At 37.2% G+C, this 17011-nt stretch carries 14 protein-coding genes; 4 read left to right on the plus strand and 10 right to left on the minus strand.

Annotated elements, in window-relative coordinates; all coding sequences use genetic code 11:
• Nucleotides 1–46: 46 nt before the first annotated feature.
• The 7 genes from J2Z23_RS15370 to J2Z23_RS15400 form a co-directional block, all read right to left on the minus strand.
• A complete protein-coding gene (locus J2Z23_RS15370) occupies nt 47–3001 on the minus strand; it encodes an extracellular solute-binding protein (RefSeq protein ID WP_057987540.1) in 2955 nt (984 codons plus the stop codon).
• A 13-nt stretch (nt 3002–3014) separates the two neighbouring features.
• Nucleotides 3015–4133 (minus strand): ABC transporter ATP-binding protein, encoded by a 1119-nt coding sequence (locus tag J2Z23_RS15375; protein WP_057987542.1) that lies wholly within the window; start codon nt 4131–4133, stop codon nt 3015–3017.
• A gap of 695 nt (nt 4134–4828) precedes the next feature.
• Nucleotides 4829–5791: an ABC transporter permease gene (locus tag J2Z23_RS15380; RefSeq protein WP_209974455.1), complete on the minus strand. Its 963-nt coding sequence runs from the start codon at nt 5789–5791 to the stop codon at nt 4829–4831.
• Nucleotides 5784–6704, minus strand: coding sequence for an ABC transporter ATP-binding protein (locus tag J2Z23_RS15385; RefSeq protein ID WP_209974457.1), 921 nt, complete (start codon nt 6702–6704; stop codon nt 5784–5786). The genes J2Z23_RS15380 and J2Z23_RS15385 overlap by 8 nt, the downstream gene beginning before the upstream one ends.
• Before the next feature lie 6 nt (nt 6705–6710).
• Nucleotides 6711–7415, minus strand: coding sequence for an ABC transporter ATP-binding protein (locus J2Z23_RS15390; RefSeq protein ID WP_209974460.1), 705 nt, complete (start codon nt 7413–7415; stop codon nt 6711–6713).
• Nucleotides 7396–7785: a GntR family transcriptional regulator gene (locus tag J2Z23_RS15395; RefSeq protein ID WP_209974462.1), complete on the minus strand. Its 390-nt coding sequence runs from the start codon at nt 7783–7785 to the stop codon at nt 7396–7398. Before J2Z23_RS15395 ends, J2Z23_RS15390 begins: the two co-directional genes overlap by 20 nt.
• Nucleotides 7786–7791: 6 nt before the next feature.
• Entirely contained in the window at nt 7792–8466 is a 675-nt protein-coding gene (locus tag J2Z23_RS15400; RefSeq protein WP_209974463.1) for a hypothetical protein, read from the minus strand.
• Nucleotides 8467–8898: 432 nt separating this feature from the next.
• Here J2Z23_RS15400 and J2Z23_RS15405 point away from each other — a divergent pair, with 432 nt between their 5' ends.
• The 3 genes from J2Z23_RS15405 to thrB are packed head-to-tail and all read left to right on the plus strand — an operon-like array spanning nt 8899 to nt 12166.
• Nucleotides 8899–10197 (plus strand): homoserine dehydrogenase, encoded by a 1299-nt coding sequence (locus tag J2Z23_RS15405; RefSeq protein WP_209974465.1) that lies wholly within the window; start codon nt 8899–8901, stop codon nt 10195–10197.
• Complete coding sequence (gene thrC / locus J2Z23_RS15410; RefSeq protein WP_057987556.1) at nt 10198–11262, plus strand: threonine synthase; 1065 nt, start codon at nt 10198–10200, stop codon at nt 11260–11262. It abuts the gene before it with no gap.
• Nucleotides 11255–12166 (plus strand): homoserine kinase, encoded by a 912-nt coding sequence (gene thrB, locus J2Z23_RS15415; RefSeq protein WP_057987596.1) that lies wholly within the window; start codon nt 11255–11257, stop codon nt 12164–12166. The genes thrC and thrB overlap by 8 nt, the downstream gene beginning before the upstream one ends.
• 667 nt (nt 12167–12833) lie before the next feature.
• Here the strand turns inward: thrB and J2Z23_RS15420 are convergent.
• The 3 genes from J2Z23_RS15420 to J2Z23_RS15430 all read right to left on the minus strand — a co-directional run bounded on the left by J2Z23_RS15420 (nt 12834) and on the right by J2Z23_RS15430 (nt 15394).
• On the minus strand, nt 12834–13496 hold the full coding sequence (locus J2Z23_RS15420; protein ID WP_057987560.1) for a YkyA family protein: 663 nt from the start codon (nt 13494–13496) through the stop codon (nt 12834–12836).
• A 23-nt stretch (nt 13497–13519) separates the two neighbouring features.
• Nucleotides 13520–14431 carry a polysaccharide deacetylase family protein gene (locus J2Z23_RS15425; protein ID WP_064468223.1) on the minus strand — a complete coding sequence of 304 codons (912 nt, stop codon included), beginning with the start codon at nt 14429–14431 and terminating at the stop codon, nt 13520–13522.
• Between the two features lie 111 nt (nt 14432–14542).
• The gene (locus tag J2Z23_RS15430) at nt 14543–15394 is read right to left on the minus strand and encodes a polysaccharide deacetylase family protein (RefSeq protein WP_238482800.1); all 852 of its coding nucleotides are present in this window, start codon (nt 15392–15394) and stop codon (nt 14543–14545) included.
• Nucleotides 15395–15750: 356 nt separating this feature from the next.
• Between J2Z23_RS15430 and J2Z23_RS15435 the strand changes: the two genes are divergently transcribed.
• Nucleotides 15751–17001 carry a hypothetical protein gene (locus J2Z23_RS15435; RefSeq protein WP_209974467.1) on the plus strand — a complete coding sequence of 417 codons (1251 nt, stop codon included), beginning with the start codon at nt 15751–15753 and terminating at the stop codon, nt 16999–17001.
• Nucleotides 17002–17011: the final 10 nt, after the last annotated feature.

The raw sequence follows: 17011 nt of genomic DNA on the forward strand, positions 1-17011 counted from the left end.
CCCCTGCCCAGCATGCCCCACATTTCCATTCTTCGTTTGTACATCGCTATTCAACTTGCTTCACTCCTTCCCATGGCTCTGTTACTTCAAGATAATCCAGCGGATGTAAAACGCTTCCATTCTCATCAATTATATTAAACTCAATTTGTTTTCTTTTTAGTTCACGATTAATGTCTTTAACAGCTTTTTCTAACTCAATTCTTGGGTTACCATTTTCCAAAACGGTCTGATTCCAAGAAAAGTCTAACTGTCTTGTCGTCATATAACTTCCCGGTACATTAGGAAGATCCTTAACCCATTTCCATTGTTCTAATATCGCTGCTAAATCATTCTTCCTCCAAGGCATCTTACTAAATGCTTCAACATTTGCTGAATTCCATCTAAATGTCTCGCCTCTGAATTGCTCAAGATTAAGTCCATATTCTGTTTGGATTTCTGGTGAGGTATACCATTTTATAAATTCCCAGGCAAGCTCTTGTTTTTCATCTGGCGTATCATTGAACAGCATCATACTTGTTGTATCCATTCCTGTACCACCTGCCCAGCGGACAATCTCACCGTCTTCATTCAAATGACCAGGAATAGGAGCGATTCCCCAAGAATCCAAGATTTCTGGTGCAGCTACAAGTAATTGCATATATTGATTAAAATCAGCGATTCCTATTGGCATTGTCCCTTTTCTAAATTGTTGATAGAAACTTTGCACTTGGTTATCTAATCCATGTAAATTGAATAGATCAGTCCATTCCTTAAATCCTCGATATGCCTCTGTTTGATCTAGCCCTGTAGATAGTCCATCAGGAGTATAAAGTTCTGCCCCATTTTGGTATAACATATAAGAAAAGTCTTTCGGATCAGCGAAAAAGTTATACTGATTTTGCAACAATGTAGGAATCATGTCATATACATCATCCCAAGTTTCGGGAACTTCAAGGTCAAGTTGTTCCAAGATATCTTTACGATAAAATAATACTTTAAAATTAATCGTTTCAGGAATTCCATAATAACTACCGTCATAATAATAGGGGAGTAGAGCACCTGGTGCATATTGCTCTAACAATTGTTCAGATTCGGGTAATTCCGATATATCCTTTGCAGCTCCACGTAACGCCATTTCAAACGGCATATCACTTGGAACACCCAGGGCTACATCAGGCATAATCCCCGCTGCTTTGGCTAAGATTAGAAGATTTTTATCTTGGATCAAATTCACATTAACCTTAATACCATGTTCAGGTGTAAAATATTGATCAGCTAATTGTTGTAACTCCTCTGCATAATCCCTTCCCCACATCATCCAAACATTGAGTTCCTCTACTTTTTGCTCGCCTAATTGATTTTGATCGGAAAAGGAATAGACCAAAGAATTAAATGTACCTTGCATTTTTTCAAAGGCATTGGCTGTCATCCGTGGAAATTCACTTTTTTCCGATACAAGATAAAGATTATCAATCTCAAGTGGACTGTCCATTAATTCTTGACGTTGTTGATCTACTTTCTCTTGCATTGTTCCAATCACAACTTGCTTATTAGGGATTTCATTTGGTTTTTCCAGCAATTTCGCTAAATCTTGGACTGTAGATTCAAAAGCTTGGGAAACATTATTCCTGCCTCCATTGATTTCAATTGTTTGTTCTGCCATGTTAGCTAATTGATCATGCATCTCTTCAAGCTGTTCAAGTAGTCCTGGCAACTCTTTCTTCACATTCCAAACCCTGAATTCATCCACAACGGCTTTCCCTTTATTAATTCTGCCTCCAGAAGCAAGACGTAGTTCTTGTGATACTGCCTTAATTTGATCTGACACTTCTTCTATTTGGCTAATGATCGGCATAAATGGTTCATATGTTGCCTCAAAAGTTAGCGTATGGTTCCCTTTTTCCAAATAAAATTCAAATGGCTCAGCATTTTCATCCTGAATGATAACTTCCTGCCATTTTGACGCATACGGGATTTTGAAATCCTTCATTTCTGAAAACGGTAATTCATCATCAATATAGATGCTTCTAAATGTAGCCAAGCTTTTTCGGTAGTTTTGTAAACCGCGAAAGCCAATTTTATACGTACCTGTTTCAGGAACCTCGAATTCCCATGTAACAGCTTGCCCGCCATCTTGCCAGCTAGTTCCTCCTAATGTATTAAACTTCACTTTTTTCAATGATTTAGGTGTTGTGAAAGAATCCCGATCATATTGCACTTGAATAGATGTTGAATTTTTTGCAATAAAGTCTTCTGCTTCAAGCTTAATCACATGTTCGGAACCTGTGTTGCTCGTTGGATATTCCGCTTTTACATCTTTATAAGAAGGATAGTTTGTAGGTGGTTGAATCGAAAACGATTCAAGCGCAGCAACCTCTCTCTGCGGCTGAATACGGATCGTGTTTTTCCCCTGCTCCAAATGGAATTGAAGCGGTTTCACACTTGCGCCAGGATCACGAAAATAAGCAGTCGTCCAATCAGAAATCTCTTCCACTAGTGATCTGATTTGATTGCCTTCATCATCAAATTGAGGATCTTTGTCCTTGTATTGCCTTCTGAACTCCACAGAACGTGCTTCTTTATAAGGAATTTCTCCATTGATAGATATGCTTAAAATGAGGGATTGACGACTTCCACCACTTTCCTGTGATAAAGGTATATAATCCATCGCCAGTTCGTATAATCCTTCATTCGCTATATCTACTTCATATTCTAGCCAACCTGCAGCTTCTTCCAACAAAACGACTTCTTCCTTACCCGCATATGAATCAATAGTTAGGGAAGCCTCTTCTGATTTTTTTACGTAGTCCTTCGCCTTTATATCGATTTCATCTGTTCCCAACTGAATTCCTTCCTCTTGCCAATTTTGCATAACTTCATAATAAAATGGTTCGACAAATCTTGATAAGTCTATTAAATCTGTTTCTTCCTCTGCAGATACTGGTAAGATCGTGCTTAGAAGCAGTATGAATACGACAAAGGAATAGGGCCATTTACTCGATATATTAAATGGTTGTTTCATAATATCCCTCCATTCAATCCGTCAATAATTCTCCACTATTCCGGTGAAAGAATAAGGCCTTTCCCATATCAACGGCGACTTTTACTTTTTCCCCTTCATCATATCGGAATCTTGGATGAGCTCTTACTGTGAATTGCTCTTTTCCGTATGAATCTAAATGGTAATAATGGTCTGACCCAATAAATTCATTGAACTGCAAGAATCCCTCAATGACCGCATTCGGATATGTGTCAAACAACTCCCGCTCAAATCCCATATGTTCTGGTCTAATCCCCATTACAACTTCATAATTTTCAAGACGATTATTTCGTATCATCTCAGCTTGCTCATCTGTTAAATGTAAATTAAATGCACTTGTAAAAAAGCGTAATTGACCGTCCACTTCACGAACCGTACCTTGGAATAAATTCATTGGCTGATTCCCGATAAATTTTGCCACGAAGATATTTTGCGGCCGGTTATAAATATTTTCTGGTGTATCCACTTGCTGAATCACGCCATTATTCATCACAACGATTCGATCACCCATTGTCATTGCTTCAATTTGATCATGGGTAACATAAATCGTTGTAACACCCATTGATTTATGAAGACGAATAATTTCCGCTCTCATTTGCACACGCAATTTTGCATCTAGGTTGGACAATGGTTCATCCATTAAAAAGGCTTGCGGCTGGCGGACAATCGCTCTTCCTAAAGCAACCCTTTGTCTTTGTCCACCACTTAGTTCTCTTGGTTTTCGATCGAGAAAACTGCCAATCTCCAAGACACGAGCTGCTTGTTTTACGGCATCCTCAATTTCAAACTTAGGAACCTTTTTAATACGAAGGCCGAATGCGATATTTTCATAAACACTTAGATTTGGGTATAGGGCATAATTCTGAAATACCATAGAAATATCACGATCTTTCGGAGGTATGTCATTAACAAGCGTATCGCCGATATAAACTTCTCCACTCGAGATATCTTCTAATCCTGCAATCATTCTAAGCGTCGTCGATTTTCCACATCCCGATGGACCTAGGAATACTAAAAATTCTTGATCTTCAATATCCAAATTAAAATCTTTGACCGCAAATTCCTTGAATTTTCCGTATTGCTTTGACACATTATTTAATAAGATTCTCGCCATTTAGATCCCCTCCTAAGTCAAAAGATATTGAATTTACTATATTTTCGTGTTCAAAAATGAGGATAAAAAGGACCAAGCCGGCTAAAGGTGCTGACGTCAATCACAGACACTCAACACTAGTACATCCTGTACGTCGAAAGTTCGAGGCATACTTGCGCATGTGTATTGACTTCTACGTTCGACACAAGACGAGTCGGCCCTTAGTCGAAGATCCTTTAGCTCGATGTGTCATTTTTACCGAAATCTTTAAACATCCTCTATATTTTAAATAAAGTTTATTCTATATTTTGTGAATTTAGTGTGAAGATTCTTTACATATGCCATAATTAAATAAACAGAACAATTTATTTCCCATGCTATTTAAAGAAAGAACCTTCTCCATTATGTATCTCTTGAGCTGCTTCATCGCTATTATCTTGTAGAGAGTCGCAAACCACACATCGGGGTCTTTTCCTTCCGCTTCAATAACTATTTTTAATAGGGAGACAATCAAAAAAAGGCATAAATCCCTTATAAATGAGGAATTTATACCTTTTTTGTTGAATAATAATGCATCCGTTTCAACGTGTAAGTAATTGAAATTGAGGAAAATCTGATTCTGTATCCAAAAGAACGGTACAGTAAAACCTTCTAAACGAAACAATTACCGATGCCTACCTTGAAAAAGGTGCTTTTTCATCAAGGTTCATTTATTTTTAATTCGCAATATCCCGCTTCGTAAAAAAGCCAAAAGCTAGGAGCATAAATAGCCCAAAATAAATGATCATCATCGTAATTGAAAAAGACATCGTCATCCCCTCGATTAACGGGGTTCCATCTATATATTGCATAAGGTTTGTGTTTGCGAATAAGCTGTATTTTGGCCATTCAAATTTACTTGCCAAAAGGTTTGTGATCGTCCCACCTGACATAAGCAGGAAAATCGAGATGCCGATCGCAAGACCACTGACACGAAAAACGGCAGAAATCATAAAGGCCATTGTCGTTAACATGAAGACACTTAAAGAGTTTAATAAATATGTTTTAATCAAATATAGAAGTAGGTTTTGTTCCACAACCGCTCCATTTGTATAAGCTAAATGAGTTTGTTGAGCTGCATCTCCAGTTCCAAATAAAACTAACCCAATCACAGATGCACCAACAAAGAGAATCACTAGCATGAAGGCTAGAAATAAAACCGTGGTGATATATTTAGATAATAAAATTTTCCAACGTTTATACGGCTTAATTAATAAGTTCTTTATTGTTCCTCGACTGAATTCATTGGCCACAATGCCTGATGCAATCACAATTACGAGCAAACCTACTAAACTAATAAGTTGTACTGAATCACTGATAAATGTCCACACGGATGAAGATTGCTCCGGGGGAATATTATGTTCAATTCGGTACTCCCCCATTGCGATTTCTTGCTGAAGATACCCTTTTAGCGAAGGAGCCATTACCGTCCCATCTGGATTTGCCAACATTTCTTTGTTTTCATTTACTTGAGTTTGGAGCTCTTCCTTCCAATTATCACTGACGGAAGCCATTTGTGAATCTAAGTATTTAGCAATTCCGCCCCACCCGATCATAACTAGCACCAAAAAACCAATCATAATATATGTACTAGTTTGTTTAAAAATCTTGATCCATTCATTTTGTATGAGTTTAGGCATTCGCCTTCACCGCCTTCTGATTTGTAATTTCAAGAAATCGATCTTCCAATGAAATAGCTTGTTTTTTCATTTCATAGATTAGCAAATCATGATGCACCAAATAATTAATGACCTCAGGCACTTGCTCTTTCTCGAGTTGCACGCTGAAACCTCCTTGCTGAACTTGAATCAGATAGTCTTTTTTCTCTAGAAGATCCTTGGCTTTTTGCGGTTGGTCAATCATACATATATATGTATGTTTTTGTACAGACTCTTCCTCTTTGACCATCTGCATATCTATCAGTTTTCCTTTTTGGATAATGGCGATACGGTCACACATCATCTCCATTTCAGAAAGTAAATGGCTTGAAACAATGACAGCAAGGTTTCTTTCTTTCGCGAGACTGCGTAAATAATCACGAATCTCTCGAATCCCAGCTGGATCTAAACCATTCGTTGGTTCATCCAAAATCAACACCTTTGGATCATGTAAGAGACTTTGGGCAATTCCTAGGCGTTGCCTCATCCCCAAGGAATAAGTCTTGACCTTATCATGGATTCTTTCTGTCAATCCAACTAACTTTACGACCTCATCTATTTTTTCTTTTCCAATTCCTGGCGATAATCTTGCAGCTTGTTGCAGGTTCTGGTAGCCTGTAAGAAATTTATACATTTCTGGATTTTCGACAATTGCTCCTACATGACGAATCGCCTCTTCAAACTCTTTTTTAATGTTTTTCCCATAGATTGTAATATCTCCACCACTCATACGGATAAGCCCGACTATCATTCGAATGGTCGTCGTTTTCCCCGCACCATTAGGACCAAGAAAGCCAAAAACTTCTCCTGGCATCACTCCAAAGCTTAAATCATCTATTATTTTCCTACCACGGATAACTTTTGTGACATTTTGTAATTCGACAACTGGCTTCATTCTCCTCTACACTCCCTTTTCTTCCATTTTCATTTTGAACCATTCTAATACAGATAGTCCATATTCCTCACGCAAAGTTTCTACATGCTCCTGCCCTACAATCTGACCGTTATAAATAGCTAAAACCTCATCTAATAAAGATTCCACTTCATTAATTTCATGTGTGGCGATAATCACCGTTTGTTTAGAAAAATCAAGATATTTTAATAAACTTGTGACCATCGCTTCTCTTACCATGGCATCTAATCCTGAAAAAGGCTCATCTAACAAGATAATTGGAGTAGTGCGGGCCAAGGTAAGCACAAGTTTTAATCTTCCACGGTTTCCTTTCGAAAGCTTTTTAACCTTTTTCTGCGGCTCTAGTTTTAATTCTTGTAGAAGCAACTGTGCTTTATCTAGATTAAAATCGGGAAATTGGGAAGCATAGAAAGATAAGATCTTTTCAACTGTGAATGATTCATGGAACATATCCAATTCCGTTAAATAAGCGACATGCTGACTTGTCTTTCTTGTGACTTTTTCCCCTAATACGGTCACTTTTCCTTGATTAGGATAGACTAGCCCTGTAATTAATTTTAGTGTTGTTGATTTTCCACTTCCATTTGGCCCTAGTAATCCATAAATTTTTCCGGGTTGAAATTCAAGAGTAATCTGGTCTAATGCTTTTTCTTTTCCATAACTCTTTGTCACATCAGAAAAGAGAATTGTCATGATGATCCCTCTCTTTCAAATAGCTTTCTAATCCAGAGATGATTTGGGAACTTGAAAAACCTAAATCCTTCATATTTCCAACGAATTGTTCGATAATTTCCTTTTGCATGGATTGTTGCAATCTCCCCACGATCTCTTCGTCCTCTATCACAAATGAACCTTGTCCCCGCTTTGCTTCCACAATACCCATCCTTTCCATTTCGGTATAAGACCGTTGAATTGTGTTTGGATTGACACCAGATTGAATGGCCATTTCTCGAACAGAAGGCAACTTCTCCCCTGGGCGGATTTCGCCTCTAGCAATCTGTCCACATACTTGATCAACAATTTGTAAATAAATCGGCTTTGTGGCCTCATATTTTTTAGACATTGTCTCTCACACCTCCACCTTTTTATCTAGTAGCCGGCTTGAGACAAAAAGGAGAATAATTGCGACCAAAAGATATACGAAGATGATCGTAATCGGTATAGTAAAATCTCCTTGGCTATGAACAATCGACCAATTTTTCCCTACATTATCATAGTGCATACTTGGTACGGGGTTCACTTGGAGCCCGATTGAAAAAATCGGTGTCTTTCCCAAGATTTTCGCAACAAAAGTTTCTAATGTATTCCAGCCGATCCAAATCCCCACTAGAACAAGCCAACGAAACCGCTGAATTCGTGGAAACTTAGCAAGCGCATGATAAATCGTCCAATAAAATATCATCAACACACCAAAATAAACAGATACTGCTAAAATCGAGAGAATAAAGTAAGCAATTAGGTTGATTGGTAACAAATTTTCAGAGGTCGCAACCATATCAGATGACATTAATAGTTGTAGAAAAATAAACCCGTAAACAAGTAAAAGTAGTTGCGAGATAAGCTGGAAACAAGTTACAGATACCAATTTTGATAAAATCAACTTCCAACTGCTTTGTGGATTATAAAGCCACATTTGCGTTTTCCCTTCAAGATTCAATATATAAATAAGCATGATCGGGATAAATAGGATTTGAGCAGACATTACGAAGACATACATCGGCACGATAAGACTAAGATCCCCCATTTTATTTGCTAAAATCAGTCCCGCAACCATCCCCAAAAATACACATATTAGCCAAACGCAGGACCAGAACCTCAACAAGATTAAGTCCTTTTTCAAAAGCCCCCAAAAAGCTCGCATATAAAATGCACCTCACTCTGTATCACTGTATTAATTAAATAGTACACTAAGACAAATTATATTGTCAATAGCTACTCTGTTTTTATCTTCCTCTATTCATTGTGCGTGAAAGTAAACATAGATTCCCCTCATAAATTGAGTTTTTATTAAACATTTTGATCAATCATTTTTTCATTAGATTAGTATCCTCTTCATCTAAATCGGTTAACTATTTTTCTAAGAAAAGTCAAAAAAGTCCTTGACAATTCCACTATTAATGTCTACCATATAAAGACAATTGTTTTTATACAAAGGACACCTAAGGAGTGAACGAATTTGAAGAATAGTGTTTCTATTGGTCTTTTTGGTTTAGGCACGGTTGGTTCTGGTGTGATTCAATTGATTCAAAATCATCAAGAAGAACTTTTTCACCAAGTTGGCTGTGATGTAAAAGTAAAAACTGTATTAGTTCGTGACATAGAGAAGGATCGCGATGTTCAAATTGCAGATATTGAATTAACGACAGACCCTGATAAAATTTTGCAGGATCCTGAGATTGATATTATTATTGAAGTGATGGGCGGAGTGGAAGAAGCCCGTCAACATATTACCGACGCTCTAAATGCCAAAAAACATGTAGCAACAGCTAATAAAGATTTGATTGCTTTGTATGGTCCTAAGCTTCAACAAATAGCTACGGAAAATAGTTGTGATCTTTTCTATGAAGCTAGTGTCGCCGGTGGTGTGCCGATTTTAAGGGGACTATCGGACGGACTTGTCTCAGATAGAATTCAGAAATTAATGGGGATTGTTAATGGGACAACAAATTATATCCTCACAAAAATGGATGAAGATGGATTTTCCTATGAGAAAGCTTTAAAAGAAGCACAGGACCTTGGTTTCGCAGAGGCTGATCCAACAGCAGATGTGGAAGGATTAGATGCCGCTAGAAAAATGGCGATTTTAGCTAGGCTCGCCTTTTTCACAAATGTTGAGCTTGATGATGTCGAGGTTAATGGCATTAGCCAAGTTGCTGTGGAAGATCTAAATTACGGTAAGAAACTCGGATTGACGATGAAATTAATTGGTCTTGCTCATTTTGAAAATCAACAATTAGAAGTAAGTGTCCAACCAACTTTCTTAGCAAAAAGCCATCCATTAACCGCTGTCAAAAATGAGTATAATGCAATCTATGTGAATGGTGAAGCTGTTGGAGAGACAATGTTTTATGGGCCAGGAGCAGGAAGTTTGCCAACTGCAACAGCTGTTATGTCTGATGTTGTCGCAATAATTAAAAACATGAGACTTGGGGTAAATGGACATAGTTTTGTCGGTCCAAGATTTGAAGGTGTACTGAAAACAGCTGACCAACGCTATAGCCAATATTATTTCCGTCTCCATTTAAAGGATGAAGTTGGGGCTTTTTCTAAAATAACCTCTTTATTCAATGAGCTCGGAATCAGTTTCGAACAAATTTTACAAACGCCTTTAAGTAAGGATGAGCTTGCCGAAATTATTATTGTGACACATACTGTCTCATTGGAGAATTTCCAAACAGCTTTAATGAAATTACGAGATTTACCTGTAGTGGATGATGTGATTAGTTATTATCGTGTTGAAGGAGATGGAAAGTAAATGAATTGGCCGGGATTATTAGCAAACTATAAAGAATATTTACCAGTAACAGATGAAACACCGGCGCTTACGCTGCAAGAAGGGAACACTCCCCTCGTTCATCTATCTAACTTATCTAAAGAGCTTGGAATTGAGTTACATGCAAAAGTAGAAGGAGCGAATCCTACTGGATCTTTTAAAGATCGTGGGATGGTCATGGCTGTAGCTAAAGCTGTGGAAGCCGGAAGTCAGTCAGTTATTTGTGCCTCAACTGGAAATACTTCTGCGGCTGCAGCTGCATATGCCGCAAAAGCAGGCATTAAAGCCATTATTGTGATTCCTAAGGGTAAAGTAGCACTTGGAAAATTAGCGCAAGCGATGATGTATGGAGCCGAAATTGTCGAAATTGAAGGTAACTTTGATGAGGCTTTAAATATGGTTCGTACGATTAGTGAAACTTCTCCTATAACATTAGTAAACTCTGTTAATCCTTATCGATTAGAGGGCCAGAAAACCGCTGCTTTTGAAGTTTGTGATCAATTAGGCCAAGCACCGGATATTTTGGCGATTCCTGTTGGGAACGCTGGGAATATTAGCGCGTACTGGAAAGGTTTTAAAGAATATCATGAAATCAAGCAAAGTGGCCTGCCGAAGATGTATGGCTTCGAAGCAGAAGGTGCAGCCGCTATTGTACAAGGAAAACCAATTGCTGAACCTGAAACTGTGGCTACCGCCATTCGTATTGGCAACCCTGCTAGTTGGCAGCTTGCTGAAGCAGCACGTGATGAATCACAAGGGATGATCCAATCTGTATCAGATGCTGAAATTCTTGAGGCCTTTACATTGCTTGCTAAAACAGAGGGAGTATTTGCGGAGCCTGCTTCATGTGCTTCGATTGCTGGCATTTTACAGCAACATAAAAAAGGCAATATTTCACAAGGTGCTAAAGTTGTCGCTGTCTTGACTGGAAATGGCTTAAAAGATCCACAAACAGCCATTGGTGAAATCAATATTGATACAACAGTGCTACCAAATGATGAAGGTCAAGTTTTAGAATATATTAAAGGTCTTATTGGAAATGAATAAGTGTGTTATAACTGTCCCGGCCAGCAGCGCAAATGTTGGCCCTGGCTTTGATTCAGTTGGTATCGCAGTTAGTAAGTATTTAACTTTAACTGTTGAAGAAGCGGATCACTGGGAATTCGAACATCACTCAGTTCATCTCCCCCCTGTTTCAGATCCACACGAACATTTAATCTACCAATCTGCTTTAAAAACAGCTGAAGCTTATCATGCTTCATTACCTGCTTGTAAAGTGATCGTAGAAAGTGATATTCCATTAGCACGTGGACTTGGGAGTAGTGCTTCTGCTATCGTGTCGGGAATTGAGTTAGCGAATCAACTATGCTGTCTATCTTTATCTGAACAGGAAAAATTAGCAATCGCCACTGAGATCGAAGGACACCCAGACAATGTAGCTGCTGCATTGCTTGGAGGATTCGTCATTACTTCCCAACTAGCTAATGGGGAAATAGAATGGTTCCGTAAGATCGATCAGCAAGTAGAATTTGTCGTCTCTATTCCCGAATTCGAATTAAAAACAGATGATGCGCGACAGGTTTTACCAGAACAATTCACTCGCAACGAAGCTGCTGCAGCCAGTTCTATTGCCAATATCGTATTCGTTGCTTTGCTTTCAGGTGATTATGAACAGGCTGGTAAATTGATGGAACAAGATTTGTTTCATGAACCATACCGGGCCGGGCTTATTCCAAACTACGAAAAGATTCGTTTTGAAGCGAAATCAACTGGTGCCTACGGTACTGTAATTAGTGGAGCTGGCCCTACTACGATCTCACTTGTTGGAAAAGGAAATGGAGAAAAAGTGGCCTTACATTTAAAAAGTAAATTCCCAGATTATACAGTGGATTGCTTAAAAATGACGGCGGTCGGTGTACAAGTTCATCCTGTGCTTTCTTCTACAACATAAAATCTAGCCCTAATGGTTGTATTCACTAGTTCATTCGTCGGGAATAGGTTAAGATAAAATTATCCATTGCCCTGGCCCTCCAAGATATAGAGGCTAGGGCATAATTTTTCACAAAAGATTAAAACGAACTATTTTGGTGGCTATAACCCACTCTGGCCATATACTTCGCTAAAATATAGTTATGAATCCTACCTTTATATCAAATTGTTCCGGTTTTTCAAACTTATATGACCTCAACAGGAATTGTTTAGGTACCTTTCCCTGAAAACTCCTCATTCTTGAACAAGTTGAATTTTTACTTATTCCTTTTCTGCCTACTTTTTTGCGGATGTACTCCCCTTCTATAACACTACCATTTCCTATAGTAGGCATAAGATCCTTCCCAGTCTTACCGAAACTATTAATGGTTAAGCTAATTTGAGCTTTCTCCTAGCTCTTTCCACGGGAGTGTTACATCTTCAATTCCGAATTTCTCTTATAACAATGTTCAACTTTTCAGCCACCATACCTAAAAATGGATCGTACAATAAAGCAAAGTTATATACGATGTATCTTCTATAGTAGAAAATTATTGATTACTTCCTGCCTAAAAAAAAACGAAGCCATTTATTTCATCTAAGGCTTCGAGCTTTACTCTGCAATCGTAGGTATCAGCCATCTAGCAAAGTCATATTCTGTTGATAAGCTGATAATAATGCTTTTTCTCATTATTAAACTGGGTAGTATATTGATTGAATTGCTTTTCTTGTGAATGCAATTTTTTATAAAGCTGATTAATCTCTTTGATTTGTTCATCTAATGCTTTTTCATTAAAATCCTGTTTTTCTAGTTGCTGATATAAATTTTTATTTAGTGCAAATAGAGAATTATAATCTTCCGAATAAGTTAAGTATAACTGATACCGCTCCTCATTAATCTTTTCTAAAGATAATATACTCTTTGCTTGCTTCTTATCTCGTACTTTTTTACTAATTGGTTGGATAGATGCGATCATCTCATAAGCTTTACTAAAATTCTCTTTACTTTTCTCTAAATGTTTTTGTTGTTTTTCAATTGAACTAAGTGCTTCTTCAGCTGTTTTCTTTATGTCTTTATTATGATCCACTTGATAGGAGGTTAACTGATTATATAACTTTAATTCCTCTAATTCAGTATTGCTTAATTTCTGTTGATTGTTCGCAAATAATTTTTCAATTTGAGCCGATTCTTCCATAGCTTGGGTGATTTCATCAATTCGTTTTTGTTCATTATGTTGAATGATTAAGGAACCGATAAAATAAATAACACCTATCATGAATCCGAATGCAGCTATTTTCTTAAACCACTTCATTCCGTTTTCGATCCCCTTTATGACTAATTAATGGAATAGCAACGTCCATTACATTGAAATGTGTAAGGTATTTGATCATCTGTTAACACCTTAGTTTGGTAATTGTTTTTTTGCAGATAGTTTAATAATTGTGGAAGATATTGAATGGTCTCGGGCTTATCATGTAATAAAATAATCGGTGACTCTCCTGCTCTACTCAGGTTTTCCATTTCTTGAATTACCTTATTAACAAAACGCCTATCCTTTAATGCCCAATCTTCACTATCTATATTCCAATCCCAAATTTTAAAATCAGCTTGGTCTAAATGATACCTCATATCCATCGTTAAATAAGGAACACTGCCATATGGTAAACGAATCAAATTTGAATGGACTCCTGTTAAATCTTGAATAATTTTTTGCGCCTCCTGCATTTCTTTTAAAGGGGCTTTAGGAGATTGATAGATTTGCTTTACATTATGGGTCATCCCATGCATTCCGACAGCAAATCCTTCCTCTACCATTCTTTGGACAATAGCAGGATAATTCTTCATTTTCGGACCTAGCATAAAAAAAGTCGCTTCCATATGATATTTATTTAAGAGATCAAGAAGCTGATCTGCATAAGGAGAAGGTCCATCATCAAATGTTAAGTAAACAATCTTGGCCTCATTGTCTTTTTGTAATTGTTCTAGGGCCTCTGCTTGTTGCTTTTTTTCTAATTCAATTTCTTTTTTTATTTGGATCGATTCATTAAGTTGTGATGAGGTGAATGTATGTTTTTCCAAAGGTGAAGCTTGAATAGGCTGCGCCATTGCAATGGAGGTTTTGACCTCATATCCTTCTGCTGATTTTACTTTGATCACCATTCCACCAAGAAAAAGACAAAGTACCAACAAAGTCGATAATATAATGACTGGAAATTTCCTTTTTTTCTCATGCTGTACATCTCTCATACTTGTCAAACCTTTCTCCTAAACTTCTAAATCTCATGAAAAATCTTTTATAAATATGCACAGAAGACCATTGTGACAAAGTAGTTACACTATTACTCAATCATCCCCTTTTTATTTAAATTGCAATGGTTCCATTGTTTCATCAATGGCCTTCATTTCATAATTATTTTCTTGGAAGTATTTTAATAATTTTTCTAAATGGGCGGCAGTTGTTGGTTTCTCATGGAGTAAAACTACAAGAGGCTCTTTTCCTACCAATTGATTTACCTGGTTTATAACATTTTGAACGTATTCGCCATTTGTGGATTTCCAATCAACAGAATCAATATTCCAATCCCATAATCGATAATCAGCTTGATCTGAAGCTAGTTTAAATGGAGGTGTAATATATGGTTTTGAGCCATAAGGAGCGCGCACCATTTTCGTTTCAACACCTGTTGTATCCTCGATAAAACCAATCGCCTGCTCCATTTCTGCAACAAAGCTTTGGGGCGATTGATAGACCTTCGATACTTCATGGGAAACCCCATGTACTCCTAGGACATGACCTTCTTCAAGCATTTTTTGAACTAATTCTGGATTGTTTGCCATATTAGGTTCTAGCATAAAGAATGTAGCTTTTGCATTGTATTTATGAAGTAGGCTAATTATTTCAGTAGTTGCTAGCGGATCTGGACCATCATCAAACGTTAAATAGACAACTTTCCCGGTTTCTAAAGCCGTAGTAAATGAACTTTTTTTCTTTATATCCTCTGAAACTTGGCTTTCATCGTCAATTCGTTTTTTATCGATTTGAATATCGGTAGTTGTTAAGTTTTCTTCTTCCTTTGACTGCTTATTTTGCTGAATAGCCACATGTTGATTTTTGATCGCCTGCGCTCTCTTTTCCCCAATTTGTTCTGAAATAAAAACAATTAACATTAATAGTAGTAGAGCGAGGATCGTGACCGTAATTTTCCCCAAGCGATTAAGTCTTCTTTTTTTCCTTTTATGTACCAATTCGACAGCCCCTCGACAAAAGTCTACTATAATCTTAATATGAATACTGTCGAAAAGTGTTACATAAAAGTTACAATTCTTCCAATTAGATTGTAACTAATTTGCTATCATTTCAAACCTTTGAGAAGGTATAATAAAATGGGTGGTCGCACAACAATTAAAATGCACATTGCGATTAAAATCGACATTATTACTTTTATGTTTATGGATTGATATAAGGGTTTATATTGAGATGATCCCCACCTATAATCCTAATTTCCCCTCGAATTCTTACAGAGGGCTTATTGCCAATTGATTCGGAATAAAAGGGAGTTTTCGTTTTGAAGTTTTATTTAAATAACCTCATTATCATTGTTCTATCCTTACTATTAAGTGGCTGTTCTGTTTTTGAGTCAAGCTCTGCCCTTTTAGCACCGCCCGAGCTTCCAGGACAAAAAGCGGAACTTAAGAAAGCCTTGTCGAAATATATCCCCGATAATGCAAAACTTTTAACACCCTTAAATAGTGAACAACATAATAATCCAATCTTATTAGTTGATTTAGATGACGATCATCTTGAAGAAGCTGTCGTTTTTTACAAATCTAGACAAAAGCCAAGTTTGGCTGAAGGCGTTATATTAAAAAAGAAAGACGGTGAATGGGAAAAAATTGCGGATATTTCTGGTGAAGGTACTGTTCTCCATGATCTTCAACTTGCTGATTTTAATGGAGATGGTAAAAAGGAAATAATTGCAGGATTTGCCTATTCAGAAGAAGCTGAAGATAAAGGCTTACTTGTTTTTGATCTTTTTTCAAAAAAAGAGCCTGTCCTACTGTTGAATGAGGCATATAGCTATTTTCTCGTTGACCAATTTTCTGATACAAATGAAGTTGAACTTGTTCTCATTAATCATAATAGAGAACAGTCTAACACAATTAGTTTATATCATTTCGCTCAAGATCAGTTAAAACCATTAGACCAATTAGAACTAGATCCTTTTATTAATGGATATTACAAGATTCAAAGTGGCTATATTAGCCCTAATCAAAAAGGTTTAATGTTTGATGTAGGTGTTGGTGCCCATTCCGCTGCCACGTTCGTAATTTCGGTAAATGAGGGGCGACTGTTCAATGTTTTTCCGCATATTGATCTAGCCACATTCAAAGCTTCCACTTCTGAGAGTAAAGATACAAATGGAGATGGGATACTGGAGTATGCGATTTTGGAGGAACCATATATGGATGAGCCTCTCGCCTATGTTGATACGCCTTATATCACAACCTATTACCAACTCAATCATGACTGGGAACCAGAAGCCATAGCAAGAAATTATATAAATTACCAATATCGTTACAGACTAAACTTACCTTTTGAATGGGGAAAGGTGAAAATCATTGTTAGTCATAACGAACACCAGGTGGAAATTATTCAAGCAGAAACAGATGAGGTTTTGTTTGATATTCATATTACTGATAAAGTTACCCTCCCTGTCGATAACTGGGTAAAATTGGGAGAAACTAGTTCCTATAATTATTGGACTAAGACAAAAGATCGATCTCGGTGGAATTTATTTGAGATTATACAAAAATGAAGCTTTACGG

The organism is Lederbergia galactosidilytica, from assembly GCF_017873565.1.
Taxonomy (GTDB): domain Bacteria; phylum Bacillota; class Bacilli; order Bacillales; family Bacillaceae_C; genus Lederbergia; species Lederbergia galactosidilytica.